Source organism: Mesorhizobium sp. M0478, assembly GCF_040321305.1.
In the GTDB taxonomy this organism is placed as follows: Bacteria; Pseudomonadota; Alphaproteobacteria; order Rhizobiales; family Rhizobiaceae; genus Mesorhizobium.
Window position 1 is genome coordinate 46,400 of sequence record NZ_JAMYRH010000015.1, and the last position, 15,745, is coordinate 62,144.

General features: G+C 57.1%; 13 protein-coding genes. 10 read left to right on the plus strand and 3 right to left on the minus strand.

Translation table 11 applies throughout. The features are described 5' to 3' along the window. Positions 1–5: 5 nt before the first annotated feature. Positions 6–779, plus strand: coding sequence for a class II aldolase/adducin family protein (locus NKI64_RS27165; RefSeq protein ID WP_352671174.1), 774 nt, complete (start codon positions 6–8; stop codon positions 777–779). Positions 780–917: 138 nt separating this feature from the next. Then, positions 918–1,844, plus strand: a complete 927-nt coding sequence (locus tag NKI64_RS27170; RefSeq protein WP_352671177.1) for a 2-hydroxyacid dehydrogenase — start codon at positions 918–920, stop codon at positions 1,842–1,844. 102 nt (positions 1,845–1,946) lie between these two features. Here the strand turns inward: NKI64_RS27170 and NKI64_RS32205 are convergent, their stop codons facing one another. Beyond that, complete coding sequence (locus tag NKI64_RS32205; RefSeq protein ID WP_502901399.1) at positions 1,947–2,276, minus strand: helix-turn-helix domain-containing protein; 330 nt, start codon at positions 2,274–2,276, stop codon at positions 1,947–1,949. A gap of 220 nt (positions 2,277–2,496) precedes the next feature. Between NKI64_RS32205 and NKI64_RS27180 the strand changes: the two genes are divergently transcribed. Then, entirely contained in the window at positions 2,497–3,315 is an 819-nt protein-coding gene (locus NKI64_RS27180; RefSeq protein WP_352671298.1) for a GlxA family transcriptional regulator, read from the plus strand. Positions 3,316–3,739: 424 nt separating this feature from the next. Here the strand turns inward: NKI64_RS27180 and NKI64_RS27185 are convergent, their stop codons facing one another. After that, positions 3,740–4,744, minus strand: coding sequence for a GlxA family transcriptional regulator (locus NKI64_RS27185; RefSeq protein WP_352671300.1), 1,005 nt, complete (start codon positions 4,742–4,744; stop codon positions 3,740–3,742). A gap of 1,495 nt (positions 4,745–6,239) precedes the next feature. On the opposite strand from NKI64_RS27185, the gene NKI64_RS27190 reads away from it, so the two are divergent. From NKI64_RS27190 to NKI64_RS27215, 6 genes are all read left to right on the plus strand, one after another. Beyond that, positions 6,240–7,820, plus strand: coding sequence for an ABC transporter substrate-binding protein (locus NKI64_RS27190; RefSeq protein WP_352671180.1), 1,581 nt, complete (start codon positions 6,240–6,242; stop codon positions 7,818–7,820). Positions 7,821–7,828: 8 nt separating this feature from the next. After that, positions 7,829–8,767 carry an ABC transporter permease gene (locus tag NKI64_RS27195; protein WP_352671183.1) on the plus strand — a complete coding sequence of 313 codons (939 nt, stop codon included), beginning with the start codon at positions 7,829–7,831 and terminating at the stop codon, positions 8,765–8,767. Between the two features lies 1 nt (position 8,768). Further along, positions 8,769–9,662 (plus strand): ABC transporter permease, encoded by an 894-nt coding sequence (locus NKI64_RS27200; RefSeq protein WP_352671186.1) that lies wholly within the window; start codon positions 8,769–8,771, stop codon positions 9,660–9,662. Further along, positions 9,659–10,675, plus strand: a complete 1,017-nt coding sequence (locus tag NKI64_RS27205; protein ID WP_352671189.1) for an ABC transporter ATP-binding protein — start codon at positions 9,659–9,661, stop codon at positions 10,673–10,675. Before NKI64_RS27200 ends, NKI64_RS27205 begins: the two co-directional genes overlap by 4 nt. Then, complete coding sequence (locus tag NKI64_RS27210) at positions 10,672–11,670, plus strand: ABC transporter ATP-binding protein (protein ID WP_352671192.1); 999 nt, start codon at positions 10,672–10,674, stop codon at positions 11,668–11,670. Before NKI64_RS27205 ends, NKI64_RS27210 begins: the two co-directional genes overlap by 4 nt. A 179-nt stretch (positions 11,671–11,849) precedes the next feature. Beyond that, on the plus strand, positions 11,850–13,601 hold the full coding sequence (locus tag NKI64_RS27215; RefSeq protein WP_352671195.1) for a CocE/NonD family hydrolase: 1,752 nt from the start codon (positions 11,850–11,852) through the stop codon (positions 13,599–13,601). Positions 13,602–13,836: 235 nt separating this feature from the next. Here the strand turns inward: NKI64_RS27215 and NKI64_RS27220 are convergent, their stop codons facing one another. Then, positions 13,837–15,063 (minus strand): ATP-grasp domain-containing protein, encoded by a 1,227-nt coding sequence (locus NKI64_RS27220; protein ID WP_352671198.1) that lies wholly within the window; start codon positions 15,061–15,063, stop codon positions 13,837–13,839. A gap of 474 nt (positions 15,064–15,537) precedes the next feature. Between NKI64_RS27220 and NKI64_RS32210 the strand changes: the two genes are divergently transcribed. Beyond that, complete coding sequence (locus NKI64_RS32210; RefSeq protein ID WP_502901402.1) at positions 15,538–15,732, plus strand: hypothetical protein; 195 nt, start codon at positions 15,538–15,540, stop codon at positions 15,730–15,732. Positions 15,733–15,745 lie beyond the last annotated feature (13 nt).

Here is a 15,745-nt window from a genome sequence, read left to right on the forward strand (position 1 = left end):
CACCAATGGCACATGAGATGAAAGCCGAGGACTTCAGCGTCCAGGGCGGCCACGCGAACATCTCCAAGGAAGAATGGGAAGCGCGAGTCGACCTTGCGGCCCTCTATCGCCTCGCCAACATGTACGGCTACGACGATCTGATCTGGAACCACATCACGATGCGGGTTCCGGGTACCGACCATCAGTTCCTCCTGAACCGCTTCGGCCTGCTTTATAACGAGGTCACGGCGTCGAACCTGATCAAAGTCGACGAGCAGGGAAAGGTTCTGTACGGCCCGCCAGACGTCAATACCGCAGGCTTCGTCATCCATTCGGCAATCCACAACACCCATCACGACATGAAGGTGGTGTTTCACAGCCACGCGCCGGCAGGCCTCGCCATCACGGCGCTGCAGGATGGCCTGGAGTTCCTGACGCAAGACGGGTCGATGCTGTGGGGCGACATCGGCTACCACGACTGGGAAGGCCTGTCGCTGACCCTTGAGGAGCGGGATCGTCTTGCCAAGAACATCGAAGGCAAGAAATGCCTCATCATGAAGAACCATGGGTTCCTCGCGGTCGGTGCCAACGCCGGTGAAGCCTTCATGAACCTTTATTACACGGTCCGCGCCTGCCGCGTGTTGATCGACGCCTATTCCACAGGCCTGAAGCTCGGCAAGAGCAGTGAAGACATCTGGCGTCTGGCGCATCGTCAGTACGACGATTTCCCGCTTGGCAAGTATGAATGGCCTGCACTGTTGCGCCAGTGCGATCGCGTCGATCCTTCGTATCGATACTAACCTGACAGCTGGAAGCCTTGGCCGACGATAGCCGGGGTTTCCAGCGTCCATTCGTCTGCAGAAGTTTGCACGGAGGTCCAACGGCCAGCCGTCCTTTCCGTGCGAGCCGATTCTCCTCCAACTATGGCACCCGAACCCATGACTATCTTGTTGAACAACCACGGCTACGACAATGAAAGCTGGCGAAGAGAAATCAGCCGCCAGCTTCCTGAATTGCCTGTCAAAGTGTTCGGTGAACCAATCGATCCTGACGAGGTCGTTTATGCAATGGTCTGGAACCATCCGGCGGGTGACCTCAACCGTTATCCCAATCTCAAGGCGATTTTTTCGCTCGGCGCTGGCGCCGAGCATTTCGTGGCAGATACAAGCCTGCCCGACGTTCCCGTGATCCTGCTTGCCGACCCGGCCGTCGCCCGCGACATGGCTGCCCATGCCCTATACTGGGTGCTGACCTTTCATAGGCGGTATGCGGATTACCGCTCCCAACAGAAAGACCGGGTCTGGCATCGCCAGCAAATCGTCCCCACGAGAGATTTTCGCGCGGGGGTGTGCGGCCTGGGTCGCATCGGCACGGAAGTCGCCAGTCGCATCCGTGATTTCGGATATGCCGTCAGCGGGTGGGACGGCAGCAAGCGACAGATCGAAGGGGTGGACTGCTATCAGGGGACCGATTCCCTCGCTGAGTTCTTAGGCAATACCGATGTGATCATCAATGCGCTGCCCCTCTCACACAAAACCCGTCATTTCCTGGATGCCGGTATCTTTGCAGCGATGCGTCAAGGTGGGTTCTTCATCAACATTAGCCGGGGAGCGGTCGTCCATGACGATGCGCTGCTCGAAGCTCTCGATCGCGGCCACCTTGCGGGCGCGGCATTGGATGCATTTGCCCAGGAGCCGCTTCCTGTCGAGCATCCATACTGGTCTCATCCGCGTGTGTTTGTGACACCACATATGTCTGGGGCTACGTTTGCATCCAGCGCAGCCGCAGTGATCGCAAACAATGTCCGTCGCCTCGAGCTCGGGCTTGACGTCTTTCCGTTGTTCAACAGGGAAGCGGGCTATTAGGACCGCCGGCACACGCAACCTGGGGCGCATCTTTGACACGAGAAGATGCTACGCCGATTTCCATTCAAATCGCGGCAGGCTGAAAGCGCTGCGAAGGCACATTTAGATATCTCCCGGGGGGAGCCTACGCGCTTGATGGGCTATCAGGTGGGCCGCGCGAAAGAATTTCGAAAAGTGGGACGCAGAAAGGAAGCCGCCGAAAGTCGCGACGTCCATAACCGGCAGAGCTGACTGGGCAAGCAGGATCCTCGCACGTTCGAACCTCAGATCCCGAAAATAGCGACACGGGGAGCGGCCAAGCTCATTGCCATTGCGGGACCAGTGATGGACCACTTGAGATTGCTCCGGCGGCGTTCTTGCCGCGACGTTGGAATCGGGTCGCGCCCATAACACCTGGCCCTTAGAGTCTCGGAAAGGAAATTGCGTCGGCATGCCAGTAGTTTTGCGACAACGTGCCACTCACCGAAATTCCGACTTGGCGCCGAATCGGGGTCGCGCGCCACTATCCGTAGGATTTGTCCTACTCAATCGCTTCACGCTTGGGGCTTTTGCCAATTTCGTTGATGTGCTTCGCTTATCCGCGGACGACGGCGACCGGAGTCGACCCATTCGCTGTCAGTGGCGTATCATCTCTCCCGATATGTCGCCGATAATGTCGAGTTGCGGCGTCGCAATCTCTCCTCACGAAAGGATCGGCGACCTCAAACGCTTTGACTATCTTGTTGTTGTCGGAGGTCTCCTCGACAAGAACAGTCTCCTGGCGGATGCGCGTTTTGACGAGCATCTAAGACGAGCGGCCGCTTTAGGCATTCCGCTGGTGGGCCTGTGTACCGGCTCGTTTATCCTGCACCGGGCCGGCCTTATGGACGGCTACCGATGTTGCGTCAGCTGGTTCCACAATTCAGACTTCCTGAGGCTTTTCGATGGTTTGCTGGCCGTCTCGGATCAGATCTTTGTGGTCGATCGCGACCGGCTGACCTGTTCGGGCGGTGCCAGCACCGCACATCTGGCCGCTTTTCTCGTAGATCGACACCTGGGTAAGGCTCTCGCCGCCAAAAGCTTGCGGATCATGATGTTCAACGAAGCTGCGAAGGATGAAACTGCCCAGCCGACTGGAAGCCTGGATATTGTCGTTCGGGACGAAATCTTGAAACGGGTTGTGTTGCTCATGCAGCACCACTTGGATGTCCCACTCACCATCGACCAAATTGCCGACAAGCTCGATTTGAATAAGCGGCGGATCGAGCGTCACTGCCGATCCGACCTCGGTATTTCTCCGCAAGTAGTATACACCCGAATTCGTCTCGACCATGCACGCCACCTGTTAGCACGGACGGAGAAATCGACTTCCACGATTGCGCTAGAGTGCGGCTTTTGTGACAGCTCGCATCTGAGCCGGGTTTTCCGCGATTACTGCCAGCAAACCCCCCGACAATTTCGGTCCCAGAGCTCTGCTGCGCTGCTGCGGTAAAAGCGCTTTAAGGACGGGCGGTTGCTGACGAACTGGCCTGCGGCGCCCCTGCTTCCTCGACCGGTTAATTAGCGTTTCCAGTTACTGCCGACCGATGTTCTTATTGGGATGCGTCGGTCAACGCCGCGCAGCCGGCCTTCAGCGATCGGAGGTCCGAATGACGTCTGCATGGTTTCGTAGCCACGCCGTGATCTCACTCTCAAAGGGTATCGAGATAATCGGCGACCGGCGCACCGATGCTTGCACAATGCATGCGCCGGCGCCGACCAAGGAGACACACTCTGATCGCGTCACTCGTGCTTAGTTCACTGAGTAAAATTCCGTCGCCTGAAAAAAACCCTCAGGCCGCGGCCTCTTCGTCCAATCCTGAATCTCGACAGGCCTTAGCCAATGGCGACGCCGGCATGTGGGCGCTATTTTTTGTCTACGCCGCTTCCACGAAAATCTTTCTCGGCAGTCTGACGTTTGCAATTGCCGGATCCGATTTCACGGGATGCGGCGATTGCCGAAGCCTAGTTCTGCGAGCTTCCTGAGGCGAGGTGCCGTTTGCCTCACGGTAGCACTTAGAGAAGTGTGAGGCCGAAATGAAGCCACAGGCAACGGCGATATCTACGATCAGCATGGTCGATTGCTTGAGCAGCAGCCGGGCCCGCTCGAGCCGCAACTCGCGATAGTACCGAACCGGCGAACATTCGAGCTCGTACCGGAACAGTCTCTCGATCTGACGACGGGACAGCCCGAGACGGGCGGCGAGGTCATCCATGGACAGCGGTTCCGTCATGTTCAGTTCCATCTGCTCGACCGCTCTGATAACAGTCTTGTTCGATATCCCCTGGCGAGGTGACAAATGTAGCCGCTGACGCTCGCCGGGAGCTCGCACCCGCTCAACCAACGCCTGCTCGCAGATGACGGCCGCTGTCTGCTCGCCGAAGTCCCGCTCGATCAGGTGCAGCATCATGTCGAAAGAGGCGGACCCGCCGGCACAGGTCCAGATCTTGCCGTCGACCTCATAAATGCTGGAATTTGCAACAGGACGGGTGAACCTTTCAGCAAAGCCCGGCAGTTTCTCCCAGTGTATGGTGCAACGCTTGTTATCCAGCAGTCCCGCCCTGGCCAGCACGTAAGTACCAGTACCGAGCGCTCCAACGTTGATGCCGCGATGCCTGCATTCGCGCAGCCAGGCTTCCAGCGATCTGTTGGAGTATTCTTCCATGCCGAGGTCCGCGCAGACGACCGCCATTGACGGACGATCCGTGCCGAACAGGCACTTGCGCTCCATAGCCAAATAGCTATCGGTCAGCACGGGAAGACCGCAACTTGCGCGAACCGCGCCACCGTCGTCGGAAACAAGACGCCACTTAAATGCTTTGTAACCGAGTACACGATTGGCAAGCCGCAGCGCCTCGATCGCCGAGGAAAAAGCCAGCATCGTGAAATCCGGAACGAGATAAAAGGCGAAGACGATTGGGCCGGCTAGGCCCGGGTTCGTAGGAGTGCGTTTCGATTCGGATGGCTGCCGCGTGGTCATCGAGCATTCCTCATGTGGCAATAATTGCCGGAAACCACTATCGACCTTCTGCGAATGTGCGAAAAGAATATTCGCGACAGTTCGGCATACGATTTGAGACAACGCAACATGGTTCCTAACGACGTTCTGAGACCACAGCCTAGTCGATGAAGTGCCACTGCTCCCCGTCTATCGGTCCGATTTCTGCTCTTGAATCGCTTCAGCCTGAGCGCGCCTTCGCCAATATCGTCGACGTTTTGCGTCTCGCGCCAACGAAGGGGATAGAAGCCGCCCGGCCCGCTGCTCGTGGCGCATTGTCTCCGCTGACTTAAGCACATTCCATTCAAGTTGCGGGCATCGCACTTCAGCCGTGTGAACTGATCGGAAATCTAAGCCGGTTCGACTACATTGGTCAGCGGATCGAGGGACGACGAGATGCAATTTCCTGCATTAGCGGTTCCGCGGCTCAGACTTCCTGCGCCGTTATTACGGTTTGAAACCGTATCCAATCAAATATTTGTTGTTGACCAAGATCGGCGGACATGTTCGGGGTGTGAGCACGGCGCACCATCGATCGAGCGTCACGTTGGCAAGACGCCGGCTGCGGAAAATCTACGAATCGTGATGTTGGACGAGGCGGTGCGGAATCACTGTCGCGGCCATAAGCCTCGATGTTGCCCCCCGCGGGACCAGATCGTCAGGAAGGCACTGCTACTCATACTTAAGCAGCAGCATCTCGATGTGCCGCTTTCGATTGTGCAGCTCGCGGTATACGTGCAAATGGAAAAAAGCGCATCGAAGACGCTAGACACGTCACCCTCGGCGCCAGCACGCAAAAACGACTGAACACAACCAGCAAAACCGTGGCCGCCATCGCCACCGAGAGCGGATGTGTTCATCGTACCTGCGACAGGAGCCGATCCATCGTAGCTGCGTTGATCGGCAGCAGCTTATCGCGAAGCTCGCCATCCGGATAAAGCAGGCTATGCCGCTCAAGCGCCCCCGCTTGGTCCCCCGACGGCTGAGCACACGGATCACGTGCTTGCGGTGATGGCCGGCAGAGATACCGCAAAGCTGTGACTCCCCCGAAACGCACGGCCCGATGCTCCCGTTCAGCTACAGAAAAAACACTGATGATGTATTTATCGATCGACAAGCGACCATCGTCCCGTGCCTTTGGATCGGCAGGCATCGAGAAAGCCGATGTCAGCCCCGAATTATATTCGTTCGTTAAATGTCCAATGTTGGTATAATTCCTGTTTCTGGGAACCTGTTTGGCAGCGATAGCAGCAGACGCGGCCCGCGCCGACGACCTGTCGAAAGTGCGACTCGCGATCTCGCTGACGTGCCAGACTAAGCAATACGAAAGCGGCCCGGCTGCGAAGGGAAACGCTCAACGGAAAGGGAGGAACAGACTATGAATAGTACCGCAGCTAGTGTGAGCAGAAGGGCTTTTCTTAAGACCGGCGCCGCGCTCGGCGGAGGTCTCATCGCCGGGATGCCCTTGTCGCAAGCCATCTGGGCAGCGGAAGGCAAGGTGCTCAAGGCGCGCGGCCTTCTGGACCTCAAAACGCTCGATCCCGGCTTCTACACGGGTAGCAACGAAATCGACGTTATGGCCTGCATCTATTCGAAGCTCACGCGTTACAAGCCGGGTTCGGAATGGGGCTGGGAATTGGAGGCCGCAGAAAAAGTCGAGCAGGTCGATCCGACGCATATCCGCTTCCATCTCAAGAAGGGCATCAAATTTACTGGCGGCCATGGCGAGATAACCGCCAAGGACGTCAAATTCTCCTTCGAGCGCGTGATCAAGCACAATTCGCCGCAAAAGCCCGATTGGGGGCCGCTCGATCATGTTGAGATCGAGGATGACTATACTGGCGTTGTCGTATTCAAGACGCCGTTCGTGCCGGTCTGGAACGTCGCTTTCCCTTATGGGGTTGGCCATATCGTTTCCGAGGATGCGGTGATGAAGGCGACCGGTGATGGCAGTAGTTTCGGCATGAAGCCGCCGGCTTTCTCCGGGCCATATGTGCTTGCCGATTTCAAACAAAGCCAGCATGTGCTTTTGACGCGCAACCCGGACTGGTTGGGGCCAAAGCCAGGCTTTGACGAAATCCGCATCGTTCCAATTAACGACGACAAGACAGCGGAACGCGCCTATCAGGCGGGCGACACCGATTTCACTCGTATCAGTCTGGATTCGCTTGCGACATTCAAGAGCAATCCGCCCGCCGACACCAAAGTCGAGGAACATCCCTCGCTCTATTACTACTGGATCGGCATGAATATGGATCATCCAAAGCTGAAGGACATCAATGTCCGCAAGGCAATCCAGTGGGCGATCAATGTGCCACAGATCCTGGATGCCGCGTATGCCGGACAGGCGGAGGTCGCGACAGGCACCATTCCTCCAGGTATTCTGGGGCATCGCGACAAAGCGCTCGTCCCGCCGGAAGGCGATCTCGCGAAAGCCAAGGAGTTCCTGGAAAAGGCCGGCGTGAGCGATCTTACCTTGACCATCGATTGCCTGAACGAGAGCGGGTCTTCGACTGTGGCCCAGACTGTGCAGGCGCAATTATCGCAGCTCGGTATCACGGTCGAGATCAATGTCCAGGATTCCGGCTCGTTCTGGACACTCGGCATGGAATCGGAAGGCGATCGCTGGAAGGAGATGCAGCTCAGCGTCATGGGCTTCTCCAGTGTGCCCGATCCGTATTACGCAACGTCCTGGTTCGTGCAAGCTCAAGTGGGCGTTTGGAACTGGGAACGCTTCCGTAGCGAGCGTTTTGACGAGCTCAGCGCTAAGGCGGTCACCATCAGCGACCCGAATGAGCGGGCGAAGCTTTACTATGAGATGCAGGATCTCATGGAGGAATCTGGCGCCTACCGGTTCGTGACATATGGAGGCAATCCAGTGATGTATCGCACCACGCGTGCGCAGGCAGCAACTCGTCCGGACGGGTACCCGCTCTTCCTCAATTTTAAGCCGGTGTGACTTAGAGGATGTGGCTCTACCTCCTAAAACGAATTGTCCTCGCGGTCGCAATAATTGCGATCGCGGTGACGCTACTATTCCTTATGATCAGGGCAGTGCCCGGCGATCCTGCCGCGGTTATGCTCGGCCCGCGGGCGACGCTTGAAATGAAGGCGCAACTGCACGAGCAGATGGGGCTGGACAAGCCGCTCGTTGTGCAGATCGTCACGTTTTTCCGCGGGCTGCTCCACGGCAATCTCGGTTACGACGTGTTCAGCAAAAGACCTGTTGCCGAAATCGTGTTCGAGCAATTGCCCTATACCATCGAACTGATCCTGGTCTCGATCTTCTGGGCGGTCGTGACAGCCGTGCCGCTCGGCTGTTACTCGGCTATGCGGCGCAACTCCTTGGTAGACCAGGTGGCCGGCGTCGTGACGGTCGCGACGATCGCAATTCCGTCCTTCGTCGTGGCGGTCTACGCGCTGCTGATTTTTGCCGTGACTCTGCGCTGGCTGCCAGCGATCGGTGTCGGCAATGGATTGTGGGATGGACTTGCTTATCTCATCCTCCCAGCTTTCGCCATAGGGATTGGCTGGGTCGGCTACATCTCCCGGCTGGTGCGCGCCTCGATGCTCGAGGTCCTGGGTGAAAATCACATCCGCATGGCCCGCTCCTTCGGGATCTCGGAATGGCGCATTGTTGCGCGCTACGCGCTGCCGCTCGCGATCCTGCCGACTGTGACCATACTCGGGGTAGGCATCGCGTGGCTGCTTTCGTCCGCTGTCTTTATCGAAGTGGTTTTTGCGAGACCTGGCATCGGCGCGTTGATCGTGACCGCGGTCAATACGCGCAACTATCCAACAGTGATGGGCGTCGTGCTCGTCACCACGTTCCTTATCGTTGTCGCCACGACGCTCTCGGACCTTGTGAATGCATTCCTCGATCCCCGAACCCGGGAAAAGCTCTGACATGGTAAGGGTTGAAGCCATCTCTCGAGTCGCCAACGATGCCATTGATACTGGCGCCTCTAGCACCTTCCTGCGGCAATTACGAAAGAACCGTCTAGGCGTGCTTGGAGCCGTGCTCGTCGTGCTCGTGTTCGCGAGCGCGATCTTCGCTCCGCTGATTGTCACGCATGATCCGATCCGGATCATGGTTGGGCCACGTCTGGCTGCACCTTCACTGGATTTTCTGCTGGGCACAGACCAACTGGGCCGCGACACGTTTTCTCGCACCATCATGGGCGGCCGCATCCCGCTCTTCGTTGCCTTCGCCTCTCTCGGCAGTTCACTAGCCGTCGGCCTGGTCCTTGGTTTGATCGCGGGATTCGGTCCCCGCTGGCTCGACAATTTACTTCTGCTTTTCTTCGATACGATCCGGTCGTTTCCCAGTATCATTTTCGCGCTGGCCATGATCGCGCTTCTGGGACCCAGTCTGGCGAGTGTCATTCTCGTCATCGCAATAACATCCATGCCCATTTACGCGCGTGTCGTGCGCACCCAGACAGAAGCGCTGCGTAGCAGTGAGTACATAGCCGCAGAGCGTAGTATGGGCGCTGGCACAACGCGCATCCTCGCCGTGCACGTACTGCCCAATGTCCTCGGCCCACTTCTCATTCTCGTGAGCATGGACGTCCCGGCCGTCATCGCCGTAGAGGCGGGTCTCAGCTTTCTCGGCATGGGCGTGCGACCGCCGACGCCCGATTGGGGAGCGATCCTCAACGATGGCTATAGCTACATCGACCAGACGCCCTGGCTTGTCATAGCCGGCGGCATTCCGATCGTCCTGGCAACGCTTGGCTTCACGTTCCTGGGTGAGGCGCTGCGCGACACATTCGATCCAAAATTGCGGAAAGAGTTATGAGACGCGAGGATCTGACACAGCATAGGTCCGTCCGGCCGCTTCTTGAGATCCGCGACCTAAATCTCGATTTCGGCACACCGCGTGGACGCATCCATGCACTGCGAAACGTGTCGCTCGATGTGCCAGCCGGACAGGTGGTTGGCATCGTTGGCGAGAGTGGATCCGGAAAATCGACACTCGCATATACAGTGATGGGCCTGCTCTCTGAAAATGCAGATGTCACAGCCGGCAGCATCCTGTTCGGAGGTCGAGACCTGCTCAAAATGCCCGCTCCAGCGCGTCGGAGCCTGCTCGGGGATCGTCTCTCCATGATCTTTCAGGATCCGATGACCGCACTGAATCCGGTGCGGACCATTGAGAATCAGATGATCGATATCCAGCACCACGAACAAGTAAGCCGGAGCGAAAAGCGCGCTCGTGCCCTCGCAATGCTTCACCGGGTCGGAATTCCCGATCCGGAAAGCCGAATCGGCGCCTATCCGCATCACTTCTCTGGCGGCATGCGGCAGCGCGTTTGCATTGCCATGGCGCTGCTTGTGAAACCAGCGCTCCTCGTCGCCGACGAGCCAACCACCGCACTCGATGCAACGCTGGAAGTGCAGATCATTCATTTGCTCAAGGATCTGCAAAAAGAAATTGGTTGCTCGATTCTCTTCGTCTCCCACCACCTCGGCGCGGTGGCTGAGCTGTGCGACCGGGTTGCGGTCATGTATGCGGGCGAAGTGGTGGAGCAGGGAGCTGTCCGGGACATCTTTCACAATCCTGCTCACCCCTACACGCGCGCGCTGCTTGACTGCGATCCGGGACGGATCAGACAAAAGACACGGACTTTGCCGACCATACCCGGTGAGGTGCCGAGTCTTCTGGGCAGCAAGCAGGGATGTATCTTTCGCACCCGGTGTCCCCAAGCATTCAATCGCTGTCTGCAAGAGAACCCGGTCGAGTACCGCGTCGGCCTGGACCAAGTCGCCCGATGCCATCTTCTCGACGAAAAGCGACTGGTTTCGGCATGACTGCGCTCCTCCGCGTTCAGGACCTCTGCGTCCGCTTCCGCACCATGGGTCAGTTGAAGGCGTTCGCAACCGGGACGAAGGCCCCTTTCATCGACGCAGTATGCGGTGTCTCTTTTGAAATCCGCAAGGGCGAGACGCTGGCCCTTGTCGGTGAAAGCGGTTCGGGCAAATCCACGATTGCGCGCACTATCATCGGCTTGCAGCGGGCTGTGAGCGGCAGCATCAACTTCGACGGACAGGAAATTGAAGAGCTCAAAGGGGCTGATCGCAAGCCCTACTTGCGGCGCATGGCGATGATGTTCCAGGACCCAATTGGCTCACTCTCGCCGAGGCTGACTGTTCGATCGCTCCTGACAGAGCCTTTCCGCATCCACGGGTTAAAAGATCGCGATGCCGGAGGCGAAGCGGAGCGCCTGCTGCGCATGGTCGGCTTGCCAGGGGATTTTGCTCGCCGCTATCCCCATCAGCTTTCCGGCGGTCAGGCCAGGCGTGTGGGCATCGCGCGAGCCCTTGCGCTCAAACCCGATTTGATCATCGCCGATGAGCCGACAGCAGGCCTCGATGTCTCGGTGCAGGGCGAGGTGCTCAATCTTCTTGCGCGGCTTCAGGACGAACTCGGCATGGCGATCCTGATCATCTCGCATAATCTCAATGTCGTGCGCCATATGACCGATCGAATGGCGATCATGTATCTCGGCCGCTTTATTGAGGTCGGCTCGACCGAGCGGATCTTCGATCAACCGCGTCATCCCTACACGGAAGCGCTGCTTGCGGCCAATCCCGAGCCTGACCCGGATGCGGTGCTCAATAGAATCGAGCTCAAGGGTGAGGTGCCGAGCCTGATGAGACGACCATCCGGCTGCGAGTTCCACACCCGTTGTCGTTGTGCGCAGGACATCTGTCATCGCGTCTTCCCTGAAGCTTCAGCAAGCGCGGGAGACAACGAGCGCAGCTTCAGATGCCATTTCCCGCTAGAGCCCGAAACAGCGCCGTAAGCGCGGCCACCACCGCTGTCTTCCGTCGAACGAACTCCATGATAACGGGTCGGCCGCTGGTGTTTAGGAAGAGCAACATTTTCCGAGTTTGCGATGTCCTAACTTTGCGAAGGCCTTGTCAATGAAACCCTTCCGTGAATCGAGAGAAACTTGCGCATACCTATAAAACGGAGAACGACATGAACTATCTGGAATCTGGCGTTATTTGCGACGTAGCTTATGTGTCCATGAGAGATAGCACACGTATCGCTTATGCTTCATACCGTCCTGAGGTCGGCCGACATCCGACCATCTTCATCTACAATTGCTACAGCGCCGGTGCGCTACCATTCGAACAAGCGAAGCCACTTCTAAATGCTGGTTATGCTGTCCTCGGCGCAAACTGGCCCGCTACAGGGTGTTCGGAAGGCATCGTCGACCACTGGTTTCCAAACCGCGTGGTGGGGGCTTATGGTGCAGAGGTCATCGAATGGATCGCTGAGCAGCCTTGGAGCGACGGCAACGTGGGGATGGTGGGAAATTCCTATTCGGGATCGAGCCAACTCTGGGTCGCTGCGGAGAGGCCTCCTCACTTGAAAGCCATTGTGCCCACTGCGATCGTCGATGGTTTCGAAACTATGGGCTATATGGGTGGCATGCTGCAACCATATTTGGCGACTTGGGAAGCCTATACCCAGAACATGCACTCGACCGGGATGGAATGGCGGATCAGCCATGGCGATACCGAATGCGCCAAGGTTCGCGGAAGCGCCCGGCAGATAGTCAAGAACCAATATTTCGAAGTGATGCAAGAGCACAAGTTCAAAGATGCATGGTGGGACAGCGTCGATGTAACTAGTGCTGAGCTCGTCGGCCAAATCAACGTACCAACAATGATCATAGGCGCGTGGCAGGACGAAGATGGCGGCGCCGCGAGAGAAGGCGCACGCATCTTCAGTCGGTTGGTGTCTAACTTGCCACACAAACGACTGCTTCTGACCAATGGTGACCACAGGACGGCATCGTTTTGGAGAGGCTACCCCTTCATCGCCGATGAACAGATTAAGTTTCTAGATCGCTGGGTCAAAGGTATCAGAAATGGTATTGAGCATGAACCAGCCGTAAAGGTGTTCTGGGAAGTCAGCGCGGCCGAGGGCGATCCGAAGAAAGCGGCTGCAGGTTGGACAACCTCCCACGCTACTTGGCCAGAACCTGCGGTGCAACGACGGACCTATTTCCTCACGGCAGACGGGGGCCTTTCAATCGAACAAGCCTCCTCGAGCCCCAAGGAAGGCGTTCGTTCATATCTCTATCCAACTGGAGTCGAGCTTACCGGCAGCGATCAACAATTTGCGCTTGTTCCTTATACCTATGGGGTACTAAACTATCGAACTGAGCCGGTACTTGAGGACATGACTCTGCTCGGGAATCCCGAAATAATTCTGTTTTTTAGCATCGATAGTGGAGACGATGCCGATGTAGCTATCACCCTGAAGGATGTCAGTCCTGATGGTACTGTCCTTTTTCTGCAGTCTGGCCTGCATCGTGTATCCTTTCAGGAAATTGATGGAGCGCAGACCGATTCCGAAGAAGTTTTGCATACGTTCTCTAGGAGCGAAACGCTTAGGCCGAGAGAGATATATGAAGTTCGGATGTCTTTACTCAGTCCGTTTGCCCATGTTGTTCGAAAGCGGCATAGTCTTGAGTTAACAATTGGGGCGCCCAACCCTATCCCGCACCACTTAATGGCGAGCATTCCAGCTGGCTCGCCCTCCATCAATCGGATTCAACATTCTGAAACGCATTCTTCCAGAATTACCCTCCCGATTCTCCCAGGTGCCACTGCGCAAGCCCCAGCGCCCGCAAGCGGTACACTTCTTAATCAACCAAGTCGCAAGGAAGTCAAATTCGTAGCTGGAGGCTTCCAAGTCATTAATCCAAATGAATTTTGATCCTGACTAACACGTGAGTCCGATTGGGATTCCGTTTGACCGGTGCGCATGCGAGTCTCCCGCATGCGCACAAGGATTTCTACTACATTTTCGCCTGGCGATCGCTGGCCTTCTCGTTAAATTAGGCACGCGCCTACACTGGCGTCTCGGATTCAAAGAATTGCACCAATGTTCGGCCACGATCAGCTCTCATCTTACGCCACCTGCGACGTGCGGTACCAGCAGCAGATTGTTTCTATTCGCCAAGGTTCGGAAATGGTGTGATGGACCAATCGATCAAGTCGACGGCATGCTGAAGTATCGCCTCGGTTTGCGCATGGGTAGGTGAAGCGGCGATGACATGTCCGATCGTGTCTCGGTAGTCGCCTTTCCTGATGATCGGCGTTTTGGGTTGGACGTAGAATTCGGCCTCGGCGACACCTGATACGGCAGCCGCTTGGCTGTCGCCACCGATCCAATCGAGGACGCCGTCGCGATCAGCCACCAGGAACCGCGCGGCCGCAGTGTGCGAAAGCCTTTTACGCAAATCGCATTCGTCACCGATGACTAGCTTGATGTGTTCGGTGATTAGATCAACACCGTAAGCCAGCTGAACCAGTTGGGGATCGGGCGTGCCAGCCATACGCGGATTGACTTCAATGACGACTGGGCCACCCCTCGTCCACCGGAATTCGATGTTCGTTGGCCCCCAGCCAAGGTCAAGAGCTCGCAAACAGCTCAACGAAACATCGGCGATACGGTTATATTCCCCATCAGTCAGAAGGGCCGGATAAGTGAACTGGCGATAGACAAAATGTGGTGGAGGGCCGAAGTCACCGGCGCCAATCCCAATGACCTCACTTCCCATTATGTCAGCGGTATAGTAGGGGCCTTGTGCGAATTCCTCAACCAGTATCCTCGGCGAAGACCGCCATATGTACTTCCCGCCCAACAGATAGGCCGTATGTTCGGCTACCTCGTCGAAGTTGCGGCACAATCGAACACCGATACTGCCGCCGTTTAGAGTTGGCTTAAGAATCACCGGCAGGCCGATCTCCGCGGCGGATCTTTCAACGTCCCTCGCATCTGCTGCCAAGCGATAGGCAGGCATTGGAACACCGGCCTCCGCAAGGAGCTGACGTTGAGTAAATTTGTCGCCGCATCGCTCAATCGATGCGGCGTTCGGTCCCGGTAGATCGAAATGCCGGCAGAGCTTGCCGATTGTCGCATAGAACAGCGATCTGCCCATAATACCAGCAATATCATAGGTCGCACGTATCTGGGAACATTCGCGGATCAGCGCATCGAGATTGCTTGTATCGACACGAATTGCCTCAGTCCCTTCTGTCACAAGGTAGTCGTCGCAAGTTGGATTAGCCGAAAGGGTAATTGGATGAAGGCCAAGACGCTGGGCTGCTTGGACGTATAGCTGACAACAACCCCATGGACCGCCTTCAACGAGGATGAGTGCTCTTCTTCTCATTGCTGTCGACTTTCTGTTGCCAGCTATGCGGCGGTCAGAGTGTAGATGGGGCATCAGCTTTTTAGCCGTGCCTCCTTCAGACTTGCGATGAAGGTACCATTTTAAGCGCTCTGCGGTTGCAAAGATTCTGTGAATTTAGTGAAAGGATTTGTTGCAACGTTTTGGTTGCCAGCGGTGTGGCACGCAGCCAAGAATGGCCGAGCCTTCACGTCGTTGAAGGAGAAATGCTCGGATCGGGCCACACCCGAGTCGATGGAACTGCCGGCACGGCTGGGAAGCAGGCGGTGTGGCGTTGTCTGCATATAAATGTATCGAGGCCTATGGCCGTCCATGTCAGCTGACCACAGTCTGTGGCGCGACAATTCTGGGATCTTCCGCATATTATATTTGGTGCAGGTGCCGGGATTCACGAAGGCGACAGAATCGTGCTGTCCCTCCTGCGGCTGCCGAACCGGCCGCGTCCACAGCCACTACATGCGCCGGGTGGCTGATCTGCCGTGGCAGGGACGGGTTGTCGAAATCCGGCTTCACGCCAGGCGCTTCCGTTGCGCCGATCCACAATGCCGTCAGCGGATCTTTACGGAACGATTGCCGGAAGCGGTGCAGCCGAAAGCGAGACGCGCCGCCCGCCTCGGCGAGAGCCAGTTGGTGATCGGCCGCGGGCGGTGAACCCGGCTCGCGC